Source organism: Vibrio sp. JZG10, assembly GCF_054064075.1.
The window spans coordinates 57481-76217 of sequence record NZ_JBSUGE010000014.1 but is presented as its reverse complement, the minus strand read 5'-3'; the positions used below and the strand labels follow the sequence as shown (position 1 = coordinate 76217).

At 45.5% G+C, this 18737-nt stretch carries 16 protein-coding genes; all 16 read left to right on the top strand.

The window, feature by feature from the left end:
• Complete coding sequence (locus ACWYVB_RS16080) at positions 1-843, top strand: phosphatidate cytidylyltransferase (protein ID WP_048625888.1); 843 nt, start codon at positions 1-3, stop codon at positions 841-843.
• 50 nt (positions 844-893) lie between these two features.
• Complete coding sequence (gene ispC, locus ACWYVB_RS16075; protein ID WP_047008882.1) at positions 894-2099, top strand: 1-deoxy-D-xylulose-5-phosphate reductoisomerase; 1206 nt, start codon at positions 894-896, stop codon at positions 2097-2099.
• Positions 2099-3457: a sigma E protease regulator RseP gene (rseP, locus tag ACWYVB_RS16070; protein ID WP_085344093.1), complete on the top strand. Its 1359-nt coding sequence runs from the start codon at positions 2099-2101 to the stop codon at positions 3455-3457. The genes ispC and rseP overlap by 1 nt, the downstream gene beginning before the upstream one ends.
• Before the next feature lie 44 nt (positions 3458-3501).
• Entirely contained in the window at positions 3502-5916 is a 2415-nt protein-coding gene (bamA, locus tag ACWYVB_RS16065; RefSeq protein WP_047008880.1) for an outer membrane protein assembly factor BamA, read from the top strand.
• A 13-nt stretch (positions 5917-5929) separates the two neighbouring features.
• Positions 5930-6439 (top strand): OmpH family outer membrane protein, encoded by a 510-nt coding sequence (locus tag ACWYVB_RS16060; protein WP_005391804.1) that lies wholly within the window; start codon positions 5930-5932, stop codon positions 6437-6439.
• Between the two features lie 6 nt (positions 6440-6445).
• On the top strand, positions 6446-7477 hold the full coding sequence (lpxD, locus tag ACWYVB_RS16055) for a UDP-3-O-(3-hydroxymyristoyl)glucosamine N-acyltransferase (RefSeq protein WP_065645509.1): 1032 nt from the start codon (positions 6446-6448) through the stop codon (positions 7475-7477).
• 232 nt (positions 7478-7709) lie between these two features.
• On the top strand, positions 7710-8162 hold the full coding sequence (gene fabZ / locus ACWYVB_RS16050) for a 3-hydroxyacyl-ACP dehydratase FabZ (RefSeq protein ID WP_005380349.1): 453 nt from the start codon (positions 7710-7712) through the stop codon (positions 8160-8162).
• Between the two features lies 1 nt (position 8163).
• Complete coding sequence (gene lpxA, locus ACWYVB_RS16045) at positions 8164-8952, top strand: acyl-ACP--UDP-N-acetylglucosamine O-acyltransferase (RefSeq protein WP_203347008.1); 789 nt, start codon at positions 8164-8166, stop codon at positions 8950-8952.
• Between the two features lie 119 nt (positions 8953-9071).
• Positions 9072-10211 (top strand): lipid-A-disaccharide synthase, encoded by a 1140-nt coding sequence (gene lpxB, locus ACWYVB_RS16040; protein ID WP_395222207.1) that lies wholly within the window; start codon positions 9072-9074, stop codon positions 10209-10211.
• Positions 10212-10220: 9 nt separating this feature from the next.
• Positions 10221-10856, top strand: coding sequence for a ribonuclease HII (gene rnhB, locus ACWYVB_RS16035; protein WP_253643887.1), 636 nt, complete (start codon positions 10221-10223; stop codon positions 10854-10856).
• An 81-nt stretch (positions 10857-10937) separates the two neighbouring features.
• Positions 10938-14417 carry a DNA polymerase III subunit alpha gene (dnaE, locus tag ACWYVB_RS16030; RefSeq protein WP_282149668.1) on the top strand — a complete coding sequence of 1160 codons (3480 nt, stop codon included), beginning with the start codon at positions 10938-10940 and terminating at the stop codon, positions 14415-14417.
• A 46-nt stretch (positions 14418-14463) separates the two neighbouring features.
• The gene (accA, locus tag ACWYVB_RS16025; RefSeq protein WP_005380365.1) at positions 14464-15423 is read left to right on the top strand and encodes an acetyl-CoA carboxylase carboxyl transferase subunit alpha; all 960 of its coding nucleotides are present in this window, start codon (positions 14464-14466) and stop codon (positions 15421-15423) included.
• A 106-nt stretch (positions 15424-15529) separates the two neighbouring features.
• Positions 15530-16840 carry a tRNA lysidine(34) synthetase TilS gene (tilS, locus tag ACWYVB_RS16020; protein ID WP_395222206.1) on the top strand — a complete coding sequence of 437 codons (1311 nt, stop codon included), beginning with the start codon at positions 15530-15532 and terminating at the stop codon, positions 16838-16840.
• Between the two features lie 70 nt (positions 16841-16910).
• Complete coding sequence (locus tag ACWYVB_RS16015) at positions 16911-17225, top strand: c-type cytochrome (RefSeq protein ID WP_012841507.1); 315 nt, start codon at positions 16911-16913, stop codon at positions 17223-17225.
• Between the two features lie 187 nt (positions 17226-17412).
• Complete coding sequence (gene glnB, locus ACWYVB_RS16010) at positions 17413-17751, top strand: nitrogen regulatory protein P-II (protein WP_005436810.1); 339 nt, start codon at positions 17413-17415, stop codon at positions 17749-17751.
• A gap of 139 nt (positions 17752-17890) precedes the next feature.
• Positions 17891-18736 (top strand): endonuclease/exonuclease/phosphatase family protein, encoded by an 846-nt coding sequence (locus tag ACWYVB_RS16005; RefSeq protein WP_053809794.1) that lies wholly within the window; start codon positions 17891-17893, stop codon positions 18734-18736.
• Position 18737: the final 1 nt, after the last annotated feature.

The window sequence follows — 18737 nt, the reverse complement described above, 5'->3', positions numbered from 1 at the left end:
TTGAAACAGAGAATAATAACAGCACTAATTTTAGCTCCCCTGGTTATTTTAGGCATTTTTAAATTACCCCTAATGGGCTTTATTGCCGCTTTAACTGCAATTACCCTATTAGGTTTTTGGGAGTGGACTCAATTTACAGGAAGCAACTCTCGCTTTGCTGCCCTCGTTCCGGCAGTCATTGTTACCGGACTTAGTTTTCTATATATTTCGCCTGACGCACATAGCCTCAACCATTTAGCAACGCCTCATTATGTTGTGCTGGGCCTTGGTTTTGTTTGGTGGATTATTGCTAGCTTAATGGCGATTACTTATCCCAAAACAACGAAATCTTGGCAAAATAATTTTGTTTTACGCCATGTGTTTGGTTTTCTGACATTAATTCCATTCCTTTGGAGTGTAGTTATTCTTAGAGCTCATGACATTACGGTAGATCCATACCACGGAGCAAAGCTCGTGTTATACGTTTGTTTCTTGGTATGGGCTGCAGATAGCGGTGCTTACTTTGCAGGCAAAAGCTTAGGCAAACGTAAAATGGCGCCACATGTCAGTCCGAATAAAACCATTGAAGGGCTTATTGGCGGCATTATCACGGCATTGATCGTGGCGTGGGCATTTGCTGATTGGTTTGATATTCAGTTCTCCAGTCCTGTCCATATGGTGTTGATTACGTTGGTTACTGTTGTTATATCAGTGCTCGGCGATCTGGTGGAAAGTATGTTCAAGCGTGTCTCAGGCATTAAAGACAGCAGCAACATTATCCCAGGACATGGCGGTGTGCTCGATCGTATTGACAGCCTAACCGCAGCATTCCCAGTTTTTGCTCTTCTTTACTACGTATTCTAATTTATCAGGAGCGGCATTGTCGCTCCTGAGCTTTCTAACGGTCTTACAACATGCAAAAGTTAACGATTCTTGGTGCTACTGGATCTATTGGTGCAAGCACGCTTAAAGTGGTCGAACAAAACCCAGAGCTGTTTTCTGTCGTTGCCTTAGCGGCAAGCACCAACGTTGAAAAGATGATCGGGCTATGTCGTCAGTGGCAACCTAAATACGCGGTAATGGCGGACAAAGCCGCAGCGATTCAACTCCAATCTGAGTTACATTTGGTTTCGCCAAACACCGAAGTATTAGGTGGTGTGGATGCTCTATGCCATATTGCTTCATTGGACGAAGTTGACAGTGTGATGGCTGCTATTGTCGGAGCGGCTGGTCTACTGCCTACCATGGCTGCTGTGAAAGCTGGTAAGCGAGTATTGTTGGCAAATAAAGAAGCACTGGTCATGTCAGGCCAGTTATTTATTGATGCCGTAGAAGAGTTTGGTGCGGAGCTACTTCCCGTCGATAGTGAACACAATGCTATTTTCCAGTGCTTACCACAGCAAGTACAAACCAATTTAGGTCGTTGTAATTTACAAGAACATGGCATTTCTCATATTTTGCTGACTGGTTCTGGTGGTCCTTTCCGTTACACTGACATCGCAGAACTGGAAAAGGTGACTCCTGAACAGGCGATCGCCCATCCAAACTGGTCGATGGGACCAAAGATTTCCGTTGACTCAGCCACGATGATGAACAAAGGCTTAGAGTATATCGAAGCTAAATGGTTGTTTAATGCGGCTCGCGAGCAGCTAAAGGTTATTATTCATCCGCAGTCTGTTATTCATTCAATGGTTCAATACCGCGATGGTTCGGTTTTGGCACAAATGGGTGAGCCGGATATGGCGACCCCTATTGCACTGACTATGTCATACCCATCAAGGGTTGAAGCTGGGGTTAAGCCACTAGACTTCACGCAAATTGGCGAATTGACGTTTTTGCAACCTGATTTTGCTCGTTACCCATGTCTAAAACTAGCAATTGACGCTTGTTATGAAGGTCAACATGCAACAACGGCACTGAATGCAGCGAATGAAGTCGCTGTTGATGCATTTTTAAATAACAGCCTAGGTTTTACGGATATCGCTCGCATCAATGAGTCTGTGTTGAATAAAATCAATGCAAGCTGCAAAGCTGAGAATGCGAATAGCTTGGAAAGCTTGTTAGAGCTAGATAGAATGGCACGAACTATTGCCCTAGAAACCATACGCGAGCGTATCTGATGACTGGTATATTGTGGAATCTCATTTCTTTTATCGTCGCACTGGGCATTCTTGTCGCTGTGCACGAGTTTGGGCACTTTTGGGTTGCTCGCCGTTGCGGCGTGAAAGTTGAAAAGTTTTCAATCGGTTTCGGTAAGTCTATCTGGAGTAAGGTAGGCAAAGACGGAACGGAGTACAGCATCTCAATGATCCCTCTCGGCGGCTATGTAAAAATGGTTGATAGCCGTGTTGATGAGGTGCCAGAACATGAGAAGCACTTAGCGTTTGATAAGAAGCCGCTATGGAAGCGAACCTCTATTGTTGCGGCAGGCCCTATCTTTAACTTCCTTTTCGCAATTTTCGCCTATTGGCTCGTATTTCTTATTGGTATCCCAGCAGTTAAGCCAGTAATTGGTGAAGTTACGCCCAATTCGATCGTCGCAGAAGCCGGAATTGAATCAGGAATGGAACTTAAATCGATATCTGGTATCAAAACTCCGGATTGGGAATCGGTAAATATGGGATTGATTTCTCATATTGGCGATGATTTGATGACAGTAACACTGACGTCAGCGAATGAAGTTGGTTCAGAAGTAACGAAAACTCTCGATCTGCGCGAATGGGAGTTCGACCCTGAAACTCAGTCTGCGATGCAGTCGTTAGGTTTTGCGCCGTATACACCGGAGGTATATCGCGTTATCGAACAGGTTTCGCAAGGTGGAGCGGCGGAAAAAGCAGGTGTGCTTCCAGGTGATGAGATTGTCGCTATTGGTGAACAACGCATCACGGAGTGGAAGCAAGTTGTTGAAGCGGTTCGCTCTAATCCTGATACACCGATTGAATTAACGGTATTGCGTCAGGGCTATGAGCAAACATTAACGCTGACGCCTGGTAGCCGTGAGCTAGCTAACAAAGAAGTCGTTGGTTTTGCAGGTATTGCACCTAAAGTCGCAGAATGGCCAGAAAGTTATCGCTTCGACCTTCAGTTTGGTGTATTCGAGTCAGTAGGTAAGGCGGTAGACAAAACCGGCCAAGTCATTGGCTTGACAATCAGCATGCTTAAGAAACTGATTGTTGGTGACGTTGGTCTGAATAATCTGAGTGGTCCAATATCAATAGCCAAAGGCGCAGGTGCGACGGCTGATTATGGCTTGGTCTACTTTTTAGGTTTTCTCGCTCTAATTAGTGTTAACCTAGGTATTATTAATCTCGTTCCTTTACCAATGTTGGATGGCGGTCATTTGTTGTTTTTTGCAATTGAAGCAGTCATTCGACGTCCCGTTCCTGAGAGAGTGCAGGAAATGGGTTTTAGAATTGGTGGTGCGATCATCTTCTCGCTCATGGCGTTAGCGCTATTTAATGATTTTACTCGTCTGTGATAGTTCAGAGACAAAAGCAGTAGCAAGGAATAATTAGAACAAGTATGGCGATTAAGCGAATTCTATTTGCAAGTTTACTGGCGACCAGTGTATCTGCAAATGGAGCAGAGAACTTCGTAGTTCAAGATATTGAAATCGATGGATTGCAGCGTGTAGCACTGGGTGCTGCGTTGTTGAAAATGCCTGTACGTGTCGGTGATACCATTGGCCAAGGCGATGTTGCAGAGATTATCCGTGCACTGTATGCATCTGGTAACTTTGAAGATGTGAAAGTGTTACGTGACGGCGGCGTTCTGATGGTTCAAGTCAAAGAGCGTCCTACCATTGCCAGCATCTCATTTTCTGGTAACAAAGCAATCAAGGACGAGCAGCTACAAGAAAACCTGAACGCATCTGGTGTTCGTGAAGGCGAAGCGCTTGACCGCACCACGCTAAGCAACATTGAAAAAGGCTTAGAAGACTTTTACTACAGCGTAGGTAAATACAACGCCACAGTAAAAGCTGTGGTGACTCCACTGCCACGTAACCGTTCTGACCTAAAGTTTGTCTTTACTGAAGGCGTGTCGGCAAAAATTCAGCAAATCAATTTTATCGGCAATGAAGTTTTCAGCGATGAGGACCTTCTTTCTCGTTTTAACTTGAATGTTGATGTGCCGTGGTGGAATTTCCTGTCTGACGAAAAGTACCAAAAACAAGTGCTTGCAGGTGATATTGAAGCGCTCAAATCATTCTATCTGGACCGCGGTTACTTAAAATTTAACGTTGATTCGACACAAGTTGCAATCTCTCCTGACAAGAAAGGGGTATACATTACTCTTGGCTTAGAAGAGGGAGAGGTTTATACCGTCAAGGACGTAAAGTTCCGTGGTGACTTGATCGGTGAGGAAGCGACGTTCGAACGACTTGTACCATTTGAAGACAATGAGACGTACAACGGCTCGTTGGTCACTTCAATGGAAGAGGGTATTAAACGTGTGCTTGGTGAGTCCGGCTACGCTTATCCACAAGTGAATACCATTCCTGAGTTTGACGACGAGAATCAAGAAGTTTCTTTGGTCGTTAACGTCGATCCAGGTAACCGTATTTACGTACGTGATATCCGCTTCACGGGTAATAACTCAACCAAAGATGAAGTTCTTCGTCGTGAAATGCGTCAGATGGAAGGCAGTTGGTTGAACTCGAAATCGATTGAAACGGGTAAAACTCGTCTAAACCGTTTGGGCTACTTTGAAAATGTTGAAGTACAAACCGTTCGAGTGCCAGGTAGTGATGATCAAGTCGACCTAGTTTACTCTGTCAAAGAAGCGAACTCTGGTAGCGTTAACTTCGGTGTTGGCTACGGTACCGAATCAGGCGTGAGCTTCCAGGTCGGTCTGCAACAAGATAACTTCATTGGTAGCGGTAACCGTGTTGGTATCAACGCGATGATGAATGACTACCAGAAAAACATCAGTCTAGATTACCGAGACCCGTACTGGAACTTAGACGGTGTTAGCTTAGGTGGTAAGGTCTTCTACAACGAATTTGAAGCGAAAGAAGCCAATATCGTTGACTATACCAACGAAAGCTATGGTGCGAGCTTAACGTGGGGCTTCCCATTCGATGAGCTGAACCGTTTTGAATTCGGTGTCGGTTATACGCACAACAAGATCGGTAACTTATCTCCTTACCTACAGGTAGAGCAGTTCTTAGAAGCGCAAAAAGATAATATAGATTCAAGTGGGGCATTGAATACGAACGACTTCGACTTCAATATCTCTTGGACACGTAATAACTTAAACCGTGGTTACTTCCCAACGGCAGGTAACCACCAACGTGCATTCTATAAAATGACCGTACCTGGCTCTGACGTTCAATACTTTAAACTGCAGTACGATGTTCGCCAGTATGTACCATTAACTAAAAAGCATGAGTTTACCCTCTTGTTCCGTGGCCGCTTAGGTTACGGTAATGGTTACGGTCAAACGGATGGTAACGATAACTTGTTCCCATTCTACGAAAACTACTACGCAGGTGGCTTTACATCGCTTCGTGGCTTTGGCTCAAACTCTGTTGGCCCTAAAGCGGTTTACCGCGATACATCCGGCTCTAACAATGGTACAGATATTGCGACAGATGATTCAGTCGGTGGTAACGCAGTCGCATTAGCAAGTATTGAGTTGATCGTTCCAACGCCGTTCGCATCAGAGGAAGTACAAAACCAAATTCGTACCAGTATCTTCTTTGATATGGCAAGTGTTTGGGATACCGAGTTTGATTATCGAGAAAATAGCAACATTTCGGGTGCTAACTACTACTACGATTACTCAGATCCAACCAACTACCGCTCTTCTTACGGTGCGGCGTTGCAGTGGATGTCTCCAATGGGGCCACTAGTATTCTCACTAGCGAAACCAATTAAGAAATTTGATGGCGATGATGAAGAGTTCTTCACATTCACTATCGGTAGAACTTTCTAAAGAGGAAAATATTTTGAATAAAATGATCAAAGCGGCTGGGATTGGCCTTCTTGTACTGAGCTCTTCAATGTTTGCAAATGCGGCAGAAGCTGCACAGAAAATTGCTTATGTAAATACAGCTCAAGTTTTCCAAGCTCTTCCTCAACGTGAAGTTGTACTACAAAAAATGCAGAAAGACTTCAAAAGCAAAGCTGATGAACTGAAGTCAATCCAAGCACAAGCTAAAACAAAGATTGAGAAGCTACAACGTGACGGCGAGCTTTTGGGTCAAGACGAAGTTGAAAAGCTACGTATCGATATCGCGAAGCTAGACAGCGAGTACAAAGTGAAAGCACAAGCACTTGAAAAAGCAAGTGCGCGTCGTGAAGCTGAAGAAAAAGCGAAGCTTTTCAAAACGATTCAAGATGCAGTTAAGAAAGTCGCAGACAAAAATGGTTACGATCTTGTGATTGATATCTCTGCTTTGCAGTACGGCAAGCCAGAATACAATATCTCTGAAGACGTAATTAAAGCTCTAAAATAAGAAGTTATGAAGACATTAACATTAGCCGAATTGGCGACAATTACCGGGGGTGAGCTGTTTGGTGACGAGTCTCTCGTTGTAAGCCGTGTTGCCCCAATGGATAAAGCACAAGAAGGTGATGTAACCTTCTTGTCTAACCCAAAATACGCAAAACACCTTTCTGAGTGCCAAGCTACCGTTGTTATGGTAAAGGCTGAGCATAAAGAGCAATGCGTTGGAAATGCGCTAGTGGTTTCGGACCCTTATGTCGCATTTGCTCGTGTGGTCCAAGCGATGGATACCACACCAAAACCGGCAGACGATATTGCACCAAGTGCTGTGATTGCCGCTGACGTTAAGATGGGTGAGAACGTTACAATCGGCGCTAACGCCGTGATTGAAACGGGCGTGGAACTCGGCGACAACGTAAGCGTTGGCGCTGGTTGTTTTATCGGTAAGAACGCCAAGCTAGGGAATAACACCAAGCTTTGGGCTAATGTCACTATCTACCATGAAGTGTCATTGGGTGATGACTGTCTTGTTCAATCGGGCACCGTCATTGGCTCTGATGGCTTCGGTTATGCGAATGACAAAGGCGAGTGGATTAAAATTCCTCAGCTTGGTTCAGTGCGTATCGGTAACCGCGTTGAGATTGGTGCTTGTACTACGATTGACCGCGGTGCACTCGAAGATACTATCATTGAAGACAATGTCATTCTTGATAACCAACTTCAAATCGCGCACAACGTGCAGATCGGATATGGTACCGTGATGCCTGGTGGTACTATTGTCGCGGGCAGTACAAAAATTGGTAAGTACTGCCAGATTGGCGGCGCGTCTGTTCTGAATGGCCATATCACTATCGCAGATGGTGTGGCGATTACAGGTATGGGCATGGTAATGCGCAGTATCGAAGAAAAAGGCCTTTACTCATCAGGTATTCCACTACAAACGAACAGAGAGTGGCGTAAAACTGCAACTCGAGTTCACCGTATTGATGAGATGAATAAGCGCCTAAAAGCGGTTGAAAAACAGCTGGAACAGAAAGAAGAAATTTAGAGCCAGTTATCTTTCGCTCTGTATTTAACACGAAGGCTAATAAGCTCTAGTTCCATATTCTGTAAGAAGACTCGCGAAATGCGGGTCTTTTTCTTCTATAATGACGCGCTCTAAGTAGATTTAACTCCAAGATGGTGCGTATTTTGCTAGTATATTGCAAAGCGATTCGGCTTTACGACCTGTTGCCACGTTTGCCATCTTGGCGGCAAAAAATTGATATAGGAAGACGACTTTGACTACTGAAAAGAAAACGATGAACATCTCTGAAATTCAAGAGCTACTACCTCATCGCTACCCATTCTTATTGATCGACCGAGTGATAGACTTCCAAGAAGAGAAGTACCTTCACGCGATTAAAAACGTGTCGGTTAACGAACCTCAGTTCACAGGTCACTTTCCTCAACTACCAGTATTCCCAGGTGTTTTGATTTTAGAAGCAATGGCTCAGGCAACAGGCTTACTTGCATTTAAATCATTTGGTGCACCAACAGAAAATGAACTGTACTACTTTGCAAGCGTAGACGGCGCGAAATTCCGTAAACCAGTGGTTCCGGGCGACCAATTGGTTATTGAGGTAGAATTTCTGAAAGAACGTCGCGGCATTGCTGCATTTAGCGGTGTAGCAAAAGTTGACGGCGAAGTGGTATGTTCTGCAGAACTGAAGTGTGCTCGTCGAGAGTTTTAATATGATTCATGAAACCGCTAAAATCCACCCGGCAGCGGTGGTAGAAGAGGGTGCCAAAATTGGTGCTAACGTAACGGTAGGTCCTTTTACGTACATCACCTCTACGGTTGAAATTGGTGAAGGCACAGAAGTGATGTCTCACGTTGTGATCAAAGGTCACACGACTATTGGCAAAGATAACCGTATTTTCCCGCATGCTGTCATTGGCGAAGAAAACCAAGACAAAAAATACGGTGGTGAAGACACAACTGTGGTTATCGGTGATCGTAACGTCATTCGTGAAGCGGTCCAAGTTCACCGCGGCACAGTGCAAGACAAAGCAACCACGATCATTGGTGATGACAACTTATTATGTGTGAATGCACACATTGCGCACGATGTTGTTATTGGTAACCATACTCATATCGGTAATAACTCGATTCTTGGTGGTCACGTTACTGTTGAAGATTATGCCGGTGTGATGGCACTGTCTGCGATTCATCCGTTTTGTACAGTGGGCGCCTACGCGTACATTGGCGGCTGCTCAGCAGTGGTGCAAGATGTCCCAGCTTACGTACTCGCGCAAGGTAACCACGCGACTCCTTTCGGCTTGAACCTTGTTGGCTTGAAGCGTAACGGCTTTGAGAAACCAGAGATTCGTGCGCTGCAAAAAGCGTATAAAGAAATCTATCGTTCAGGTAAGACGCTAGAAGAAGTGAAGCCTATTCTGGCTGAAATGGCTCAAGAGTGGCCGGCTGTGAAGCGTTTCTCAGATATTCTGGAAACGACGGAACGTGGCATTATTCGTTAATTGGCGAATGAACCAATAAATAAAAAGATCGTGACCGAATTTGAGGTTACGATCTTTTTGTGTTTTATGGATAAGGCAAACCGTTATCCATAGCGCACAGGAAAAATAGCGAAGTAGATATGGAAAGACCATTACGTATTGGCATCATTGCCGGAGAATTGTCTGGCGATACGCTAGGTGAAGGCTTTATCAAAGCAGTAAAGCAGCAATATCCAGACGCTGAGTTCGTAGGCATTGGCGGTCCGAAAATGATAGCCCAAGGTTGCGAGTCTCTGTTTGATATGGAAGAGCTTGCGGTGATGGGATTAGTCGAGGTTTTAGGCCGCTTACCGAGACTTCTTAAAGTGAAAGCTGAGCTCGTTCAGTATTTTACTCAGAATCCGCCTGATGTTTTCATCGGGATCGATGCTCCTGACTTCAACTTACGCCTGGAGCTTGACCTCAAGCAAGCGGGCATTAAAACCGTTCATTACGTGAGTCCGTCTGTTTGGGCTTGGCGTCAGAAGCGCATCTTTAAAATAGAAGCGGCAACGAACTTGGTGTTAGCATTTCTTCCTTTTGAAAAAGCGTTCTACGACAAATTTAATGTACCTTGCGAGTTCATTGGTCATACCTTGGCTGATTCCATCCCACTTGAATCAGAACAAGCGCCTGCACGTGAGTTGCTTGGTTTAGAACAAGATAAAAAGTGGCTTGCTGTCCTGCCAGGCAGTCGTGGTAGCGAGTTAAAAATGCTCTCTGAGCCATTTATTGAAACCTGCAAGTTACTTCATGAAAAATTTCCAGAACTGGGGTTTGTTGTCGCGCTTGTTAATCAAAAACGCCGAGAGCAGTTTGAGCTAGCATGGAAAGAGCTCGCGCCAGAGTTGGACTTCAAGTTAGTTGATGACACCGCACGCAACGTCATCACCGCATCCGATGCCGTGATGCTGGCCTCTGGTACCGTAGCGTTGGAGTGTATGCTTCTCAAGCGTCCAATGGTGGTGGGTTATCGTGTGAATGCATTTACCGCTTTCTTAGCTAAACGTTTATTGAAAACGAAGTATGTGTCATTGCCGAATATCTTGGCGGATGATGAGCTCGTCAAAGAATATCTACAAGATGAGTGCATACCAGAAAATTTGTTTGCTGAGGTTTCTCGCTTATTGGAAAGCGACAATAAACCGATGTTAGATAAGTTTACGGAAATGCATCATTGGATCCGTAAAGATGCGGATCAACAAGCCGCAAACGCGGTTCTAAAACTGATTGAAAAATAGAGATTTATCATGGCTGTTAAACCAAAAGCGACCAAAACCAAAGTTGAACTCCCTCCGTTTGAATATCCGCAAGGTTACCAGCTTGTGGCCGGAGTCGACGAGGTCGGACGTGGCCCTTTGGTGGGAGACGTCGTCACCGCTGCGGTTATCCTTGATCCTAACAATCCTATTGAAGGTTTGAACGATTCGAAAAAATTGACCGAAAAGAAACGCATGGCGCTGCTTCCTGAAATTAAAGAAAAAGCATTGGCGTGGGCGGTCGGGCGCTGTTCTCCTGAAGAAATCGATCAACTGAATATTTTGCAGGCGACTATGGTTGCGATGCAGCGTGCAGTGGCGGGGTTAAAGGTTCAACCTGATTTGGTGTTGATTGATGGTAATCGTTGTCCGGAGCTGCCAATGGATGCTCAAGCTGTAGTAAAAGGCGATCTACGCGTTGCCGAAATCAGTGCGGCTTCCATTATTGCCAAAGTCGTGCGTGACCAAGAGATGGAAGAGTTGGATAAACTTCATCCACAATTTGGCTTCGCGAAGCACAAAGGTTATCCAACTAAAGCGCACTTTGAAGCGATTGAGCAACACGGAGTGATCAGTGAACACCGCAAGAGTTTCAAGCCAGTAAAAAAAGCGTTAGGCATAGAATAATCAAACGATCTAATTGGTGTTATAAACCCAACCTCTTTAGGTTAGAATCCCCAACAAAATAGAGTTACACGGTACCTGTTAATGTCAGATCCCAAATTCATCCACCTGCGTGTTCATAGTGACTTCTCGATGGTGGATGGCCTCAACAAAGTTCCGCCAATCGTAAAGAAAGTTGCTGAGCTCGGTATGCCCGCAATGGCGTTGACCGACTTTACCAACCTATGTGGTTTGGTGAAGTTTTACGGTACGGCGCATGGCAGTGGTGTTAAACCGATCATTGGTGCTGACTTTAAAATGCAGTCGGACGAGTTTGGTGAAGAGCTGACTCAAGTGACTTTGCTTGCGGCGGATAATGTGGGTTATAAGAACCTGACGTTATTGATATCAAAAGCGTACTTACGTGGACATGTTCAACACCACCCTGTGATTGATAAAGCCTGGTTGGCTGAAATGTCTGAAGGCCTGATTGTATTATCCGGCGGTAAAAGCGGGGAAATTGGTCGCGGCCTTTTGAAAGGCAACCGTCAAATAGTGCAAGGGTGTGTTGATTTTTATAAACAGCATTTTCCAGATCGCTTTTATCTTGAGTTACTTCGTACCGGTCGTCCAGATGAAGAAACTTATCTTCACTTTGCAGTTGAATTGGCAGAGCAGCAAGACTTGCCAGTAGTGGCGACCAATGAAGTTGTATTCCTGAGTCCAGACCTATTTGATGCTCATGAAATACGCGTAGCGATTCACGATGGTTACACATTAGAAGATCCGCGCAGGCCAAAAAACTACAGTCCGCAGCAATATCTTCGTACAGAAGAAGAAATGTGCGAGCTGTTTGCTGATATTCCTGAAGCGTTAGAAAACAGTGTCGAGATAGCGAAGCGTTGTAACGTGACTGTGCGCTTAGGGGAGTACTTCCTACCAGCCTTCCCAACCGAAGGGATGAAAGAGACTGAGTTCCTAGTCATGAAATCCCGAGAGGGGTTGGAAGAGCGTTTAGAGTTCCTATTTCCAGATGAGGAAGAGAGAAAACGTCGCCGCCCTGAATATGATGAACGTCTTCAGATAGAGCTAGATGTTATCAACCAAATGGGATTTCCTGGTTACTTCTTGATCGTAATGGAGTTCATCCAGTGGTCAAAAGATAATGGAATTCCTGTAGGTCCTGGACGTGGTTCCGGTGCAGGTTCTTTGGTGGCTTACGCACTAAAAATCACCGATCTGGATCCACTAGAATACGACTTGCTGTTCGAACGTTTCTTGAACCCAGAACGTGTTTCGATGCCCGATTTCGACGTCGATTTCTGTATGGATAAACGTGACCAGGTTATTGACCACGTTGCAGAAATGTATGGTCGCGACGCGGTGTCTCAGATCATCACGTTTGGTACCATGGCGGCAAAAGCGGTAATCCGTGACGTTGGCCGCGTATTGGGCCATCCATTTGGTTTTGTTGATCGTATTTCAAAGCTGATCCCGCCCGATCCAGGCATGACGCTAGATAAGGCGTTTAAAGCTGAACCTGCACTACCTGAATTGTATGAGGCCGATGAGGAAGTTAAAGAACTCATCGACATGTGTCATATTTTGGAAGGCTGTACGCGAAACGCCGGTAAACACGCTGGTGGTGTTGTAATTTCACCTACAACAATTACCGATTTTGCGCCAATTTATGCAGACGCTGAAGGTCACTTCCCGGTTACTCAATTTGATAAAAACGATGTTGAGACCGCTGGCCTAGTTAAGTTTGACTTCTTGGGTTTACGTACCTTAACCATTATTGACTGGGCGTTAGGGCTGATTAACCCACGTCTAGAGCGAGAAGGTAAGGAGCCGGTTCAAATTGAATCCATACCGTTAGAAGACCCTGCCTCTTTCCGTTTGTTGCAAAACTCTGAAACGACAGCAGTATTCCAGCTTGAATCTCGAGGCATGAAAGAGCTGATCAAGCGACTTCAGCCAGACTGTTTCGAAGACATTATCGCATTGGTAGCACTCTTCCGTCCGGGTCCTTTGCAATCGGGCATGGTAGATAACTTTATCGACCGTAAACATGGTCGAGAGGCGATCTCTTATCCAGATGAAAAGTGGCAACACGAGTCGCTAAAAGAGACGCTTGATCCAACCTACGGCATCATCCTGTACCAAGAGCAGGTAATGCAGATTGCGCAGATCTTAGCGGGTTACACGCTAGGTGGTGCGGACATGCTCCGTCGTGCAATGGGTAAGAAAAAGCCAGAAGAGATGGCAAAACAACGTGCTATCTTTGAAGAAGGTGCGATAAAGAACGGTATCGATGGCGAGTTGGCGATGAAAATCTTCGACTTGGTAGAGAAGTTCGCTGGTTATGGTTTTAACAAATCGCACTCTGCTGCTTATGCATTGGTTTCTTATCAGACTCTTTGGCTGAAAACCCATTATCCTGCCGAATTTATGGCCGCGGTAATGACAGCTGATATGGATAACACGGAAAAAGTCGTTGGCTTGGTCGATGAGTGTTTCCGTATGAAGCTCACCGTGCTGCCACCAGACATCAACTCTGGCCTATATCGCTTTAATGTTGATGAAAATGGCGCAATTGTTTACGGTATTGGTGCGATAAAAGGGGTAGGTGAGGGCCCTATCGATGCGATTCTTGAGGCGAGAAATAATGGTGGTCACTTTAAAGACCTATTTGATTTCTGTGCTCGAGTTGATCTAAAACGCGTCAATAAACGAGTGATAGAGAAGCTGATTTACGCGGGCGCGTTGGATCGACTAGGCCCACACCGCGCGGCGATGATGGCGTCACTCAATGATGCGGTAAAAGCAGCAAGTCAACATCACCAAGCTGAGGCGTTTGGTCAAACGGATATGTTTGGTGTGCTAACGGATGCGCCTGAAGAAGTAGAGCATAAGTATACGCAGGTTCCGCCTTGGCCAGAAAAAGTGTGGTTAGAGGGCGAGCGTGATACCCTAGGTCTATATTTGACAGGGCACCCAATTAACGCCTACGTAAAGGAACTAAACAAATACACCAGTTGTCGACTAAAAGACGCAACGCCCACTCGCCGCGATCAATCTGTCACGGTAGCCGGCCTGGTTATTGCCGCTCGTGTAATGACGACCAAGCGTGGTACACGAATTGGTATTATGACACTGGATGACCGAAGTGGTCGTATGGAAGTGATGTTGTTCTCCGATGCGCTGGATCGATACGCTGAACTTCTCGAAAAAGACAGAATTTTGGTCGTTTCTGGACAGGTCAGCTTTGATGACTTCAACGGTGGCCTTAAAATGTCGGCGCGTGAAGTTATGGATCTCGGCAGTGCGCGCGAGAAATACGCTCGTGGTTTGTCGGTATCGATAGATGCAAATCAGATCAACGATCAGTTTTTTGAGCAGTTCAGCCGTATTTTAGAACCGCACAAAGCCGGAACCGTACCCGTCAATGTATACTACCAGCGTGCCGACGCCAGAGCGCGGTTAACATTGGGCACCGAGTGGCGAGTAACGCCAAGTGATACATTGCTCGACGATTTAAAACAGTTGCTTGGCAAAAGCCAGGTAGAACTCGAATTTAACTAAAAATTCAGCGCAATATGTTAGACGCTGAGTAAACAAGGATTCATAGATGAGCCTAAACTTTCTTGAATTTGAAAAGCCAATTGCAGAACTAGAAGCGAAAATTGAAGCATTACGTGATGTCTCTCGTCACGGTGGTGATTCTGCGATTGACCTGGATAAAGAAATCGAACAGCTTGAGAAGAAAAGCTTAGAGCTGAAGAAAAAAACCTTCAGTGACCTAGGTGCATGGGAAACAGCTCAACTGGCTCGTCACCCACTACGTCCTTACACGCTGGATTACATCCAACATGCTTTTGAGGAATTTGATGAATTAGCGGGTGACCGCGCGTTTGCAGATGACAAAGCGATTGTGGGTGGTATGGCTCGCCTTGAAGGCCGTCCTGTGATGATCATCGGTCATCAAAAAGGTCGTGAAACCAAAGAGAAAGTGAAACGTAACTTTGGTATGCCAAAACCAGAAGGTTACCGTAAAGCGCTACGTTTGATGGAAATGGCAGAGCGTTTCAATATGCCAATCATCACATTTATCGACACGGCTGGTGCGTATCCAGGTGTGGGCGCAGAAGAGCGTGGTCAATCTGAAGCTATCGCGAAAAACCTAAAAGTGATGTCTGGTCTTAAAGTGCCAGTAATCTGTAACGTTGTTGGTGAAGGTGGTTCAGGCGGCGCACTAGCAATTGGTGTAGGCGACTACGTGAACATGCTTCAGTACTCTACGTACTCAGTAATCTCTCCTGAAGGTTGTGCTTCAATCCTATGGCGTGATTCTGACAAAGCGCCGCAAGCGGCAGAAGCGATGGGTCTAACTGCTCCTCGTCTTAAAGAGCTTGAACTGATCGACGAAATCATTGAAGAGCCACTAGGCGGCGCTCATCGCGATCATGTTCAAATGGCAGCGAATATGAAAGCGACACTACTTCGTCAGCTAGAAGATCTAGAACAATTGGATGAAGAGACGCTACGTGAACGTCGTTACCAGCGCCTAATGAGCTACGGTTACTGTTAATTTCGGTGATTGCAATTAAGCGTTAGCTGATATCTCAAGTGATAACAGTTAAAATAGAAAGGGTTGGATGAGAGTCCAGCCCTTTTTTGTACCTATCGGATCGCTTATGGAATCGCTTTACCCGCATTTTGCTCAAGTTCTCGGCCGCTACTATCAATCAGGCACTAAGGTTGTCTTGGCGTTTAGCGGAGGAGTGGATTCACGTCTTTTACTCGAATTACTCAGTCGCTATCAACAAGCGCATTCGATAGAGTGCCACGCCGTATATGTGCACCATGGTTTGAGCTCGAATGCCGATGATTGGGCTGATAAATGCCTACTGTGGGCAAAACAAGTGGGGATATCATGCTCGATTGAGCGAGTGAGCTTAGACATCAGCAATGGTGAAAGTATTGAACTTCTTGCTCGTGAAGCTCGCTATCAAGCCTTAACTAAGTACGTTCAAGAAGGCGATATACTGTTGACCGGCCAACATGCTGATGATCAACTAGAGACTTTTCTCCTTGCTCTTAAGCGAGGCAGCGGGCCAAAAGGGTTATCTTCGATGGCGGAGAGTATGCCGTTTTCTAGTGGGTCCCTAGTTCGACCATTGCTTACTATCAAGCGGAAGACCATCGAAGACGCGGCTACTAAATTAGGTTTGGAGTGGGTGGAAGACGAAAGCAACCAAGATACTCGTTATGATCGTAACTTTCTTCGTCATTGTGTTATCCCTGAATTGTCTGGTCGCTGGCCTAGTATCCATCAAGCGGTTCAGCGCAGTGCAAGCTTATGTGCTCAACAAGAAGCGCTATTGGATGAACTATTGAGCGCGGTGTTTGAACGCGCTTTACAAACGGATCTAAGTTTGAGTATTGAAGAACTGGCTAAGCACAGTGAATTAGCGCGTGCGCGCTTGATTCGTATGTGGCTGGCTAAGCTTAATACTAGTATGCCGACTCAGGTACAACTCAATCTTATCTGGAATGAAGTCGCATTAGCTCAGCAAGATGCCAACCCCAAACTACAACTTAAACAAGGTGAAGTGCGCCGTTTTCGAAATCGTCTCTATTGGGTAACGGAAATCGCTGACGTCACTGAGTGGCAAAGTACGATTCAAGTCGATACCGTTTTATCGCTTCCAGAGCGGCTAGGGGAGCTGACCTTAACGACGAGTTCTAGCAACGCAACGATTGCGCTTCCGAGTCAGCCAGAATTGCTTCGCGTGACCTTTAATCCGGAAGGCTTATCAGCGCATCCAACCACGCGTAATCACAGTCGAAAACTGAAGAAGTTGTTCCAAGAATACAATGTGCCAAGCTGGCTGCGTCGTCAAATTCCGATTTTGATGTATCAAGACCGAGTCGTTGCTGTGGCAGATCTGTTCGTTGATCTGGCGTTTAATGGTCAAGATTGTGAACTTATTTGGCACAGGTAATGGAAATTCATGCCACAATGTCGATTATAAAATATAAAAATCCTTAAATAATAATTGATTAGGTGAAGCAATGAAGAAAACAATCATGGGCGCAATGGTGGCGCTAACCATGCTCAGTGGGCAGGCTCTAGCAGCGGGAGATGCCACAGCAGGTCAAGCAAAGGCAGGAGTATGCGCTGCGTGTCATGGCGCCGACGGCATTGCTGTCATTCCGGGTTACCCAAACCTGAAAGGGCAAAACGAGCAATACATTATCAGTTCAATTAAAGCCTATAAAAACAAAGAGCGAACAGGTGGTCTTGCTGCCGTTATGCAAGCTCAAGCTTCACTGTTGTCTGATGAAGATATCGCAAATCTAGCGGCTTACTACGCAAGTTTGAAGTAAACGCGAGTCTGAAAAAGCTTGGACGATTGGGCATTGAGCAGTCCTCACTGGGGTTTTATCAACTCACGATATTCGCTATGTTAATTTGCTCAATCTGGATTTTCGCTGGTGGATCAGAGACAAACATTGAATGTTGCGAAACGCTAAACGATAATAAGCGCAATCGATTGAAGCTTAAGGGATGAACATGAAAAAAATTGAAGCGATTATCAAGCCATTTAAATTGGATGATGTTCGAGAAGCGCTAGCTGAAGTTGGCATTACAGGGATGACCGTCTCTGAAGTGAAAGGCTTTGGTCGCCAAAAAGGTCACACCGAGCTTTACCGTGGTGCAGAGTACATGGTGGACTTTCTGCCTAAAGTGAAGCTCGAAATCGTTGTAACGGAAGATGTGGCTGATAAATGCGTAGAGACGATCATTGAAACCGCGCAAACTGGCAAAATTGGTGATGGTAAAATCTTTGTGACTGATGTTGAGCGTGTGGTTCGTATTCGTACTGGTGAAGAAGACGAAGACGCGATCTAAGGTTTCTTGTTACCTGTCTCGTATTTATTATGCTAAAAGGGAGCCAAGTGGCTCCTTTTTTGTTTTTTACTTTCAGTGAAATCCAATAACCCGAGGTTGGTTGTTCCAGTTTTAGGGTGTGTATATTCAGGTTTGTCGTATGTTTAAGCGTTTTTTTCTGGCGTTAGCTTTTCTTATTATGGCGGTATTGGTCGGCTTCCAGGTTATTTTCACCGTACCAGATCAGCCGCAAATCATTACTCAAACAGGTTCAGAGCTGACGCAGGATATTAGGTGTATCGAATTTAGCGGCTCAAAAGCTCTGGATCAGGGCGGTGAAATCAATGTACTTGTCTGGAATATCTACAAACAGAACCGGACTAATTGGCAAAGCGCACTCAATGAATTCTCTGCTGATAAGCAGCTGCTGTTATTGCAAGAAGCCAGCATGACACCATCTTTTAAGCAATGGTTGGTGGATGGCAACTGGGTCAGCAACCAAGTGAGTGCCTTTAAGGCGCTGGGCAGCGGTGCGGGTGTGATTAGTATCGCTCAAGGGCAACCAGAAAAAGCCTGTGCTTATACGTCTAAAGAGCCTTGGCTGCGTTTACCCAAGTCTGCACTATACAGCCAATATCAATTAAGCAATGGCGAGAGACTCGCTGTGGTGAATGTACATGCGATTAACTTCACGGTTGGCACGCAAGAGTATGTCTCTCAGCTAACGGCTCTTGAAATGCTTTTAAAGCATCATACAGGGCCGATCCTATTCGCTGGAGACTTCAATAGTTGGAGTGAATCTCGCGTTAATGCGATGCGACAGGCCTTAAAAGCCGCGGACTTGCAAGAAGTGACGTTCTCGCCTGATCATCGAGTCCAATTTATAACGGGATTACCGTTGGATCACGTATTTTACCGAGGACTGACCCTCAAATACGCGAAAGCGCCGCAGAGCGACGCTTCCGATCATAACCCATTGTTACTGTCATTTACGTTAGATGACTAGC

Bases quoted from the DNA above. Each gene is read 5' to 3' on its own strand.
- ispC (WP_047008882.1), top strand. From the start codon at position 894: ATGCAAAAGTTAACGATTCTTGGTGCTACTGGATCTATTGGTGCAAGC.
- rseP (WP_085344093.1), top strand. From the start codon at position 2,099: ATGACTGGTATATTGTGGAATCTCATTTCTTTTATCGTCGCACTGGGC.
- bamA (WP_047008880.1), top strand. From the start codon at position 3,502: ATGGCGATTAAGCGAATTCTATTTGCAAGTTTACTGGCGACCAGTGTA.
- lpxD (WP_065645509.1), top strand. From the start codon at position 6,446: ATGAAGACATTAACATTAGCCGAATTGGCGACAATTACCGGGGGTGAG.
- lpxA (WP_203347008.1), top strand. From the start codon at position 8,164: ATGATTCATGAAACCGCTAAAATCCACCCGGCAGCGGTGGTAGAAGAG.
- lpxB (WP_395222207.1), top strand. From the start codon at position 9,072: ATGGAAAGACCATTACGTATTGGCATCATTGCCGGAGAATTGTCTGGC.
- rnhB (WP_253643887.1), top strand. From the start codon at position 10,221: ATGGCTGTTAAACCAAAAGCGACCAAAACCAAAGTTGAACTCCCTCCG.
- dnaE (WP_282149668.1), top strand. From the start codon at position 10,938: ATGTCAGATCCCAAATTCATCCACCTGCGTGTTCATAGTGACTTCTCG.
- accA (WP_005380365.1), top strand. From the start codon at position 14,464: ATGAGCCTAAACTTTCTTGAATTTGAAAAGCCAATTGCAGAACTAGAA.
- tilS (WP_395222206.1), top strand. From the start codon at position 15,530: ATGGAATCGCTTTACCCGCATTTTGCTCAAGTTCTCGGCCGCTACTAT.
- ACWYVB_RS16015 (WP_012841507.1), top strand. From the start codon at position 16,911: ATGAAGAAAACAATCATGGGCGCAATGGTGGCGCTAACCATGCTCAGT.
- glnB (WP_005436810.1), top strand. From the start codon at position 17,413: ATGAAAAAAATTGAAGCGATTATCAAGCCATTTAAATTGGATGATGTT.
- ACWYVB_RS16005 (WP_053809794.1), top strand. From the start codon at position 17,891: ATGTTTAAGCGTTTTTTTCTGGCGTTAGCTTTTCTTATTATGGCGGTA.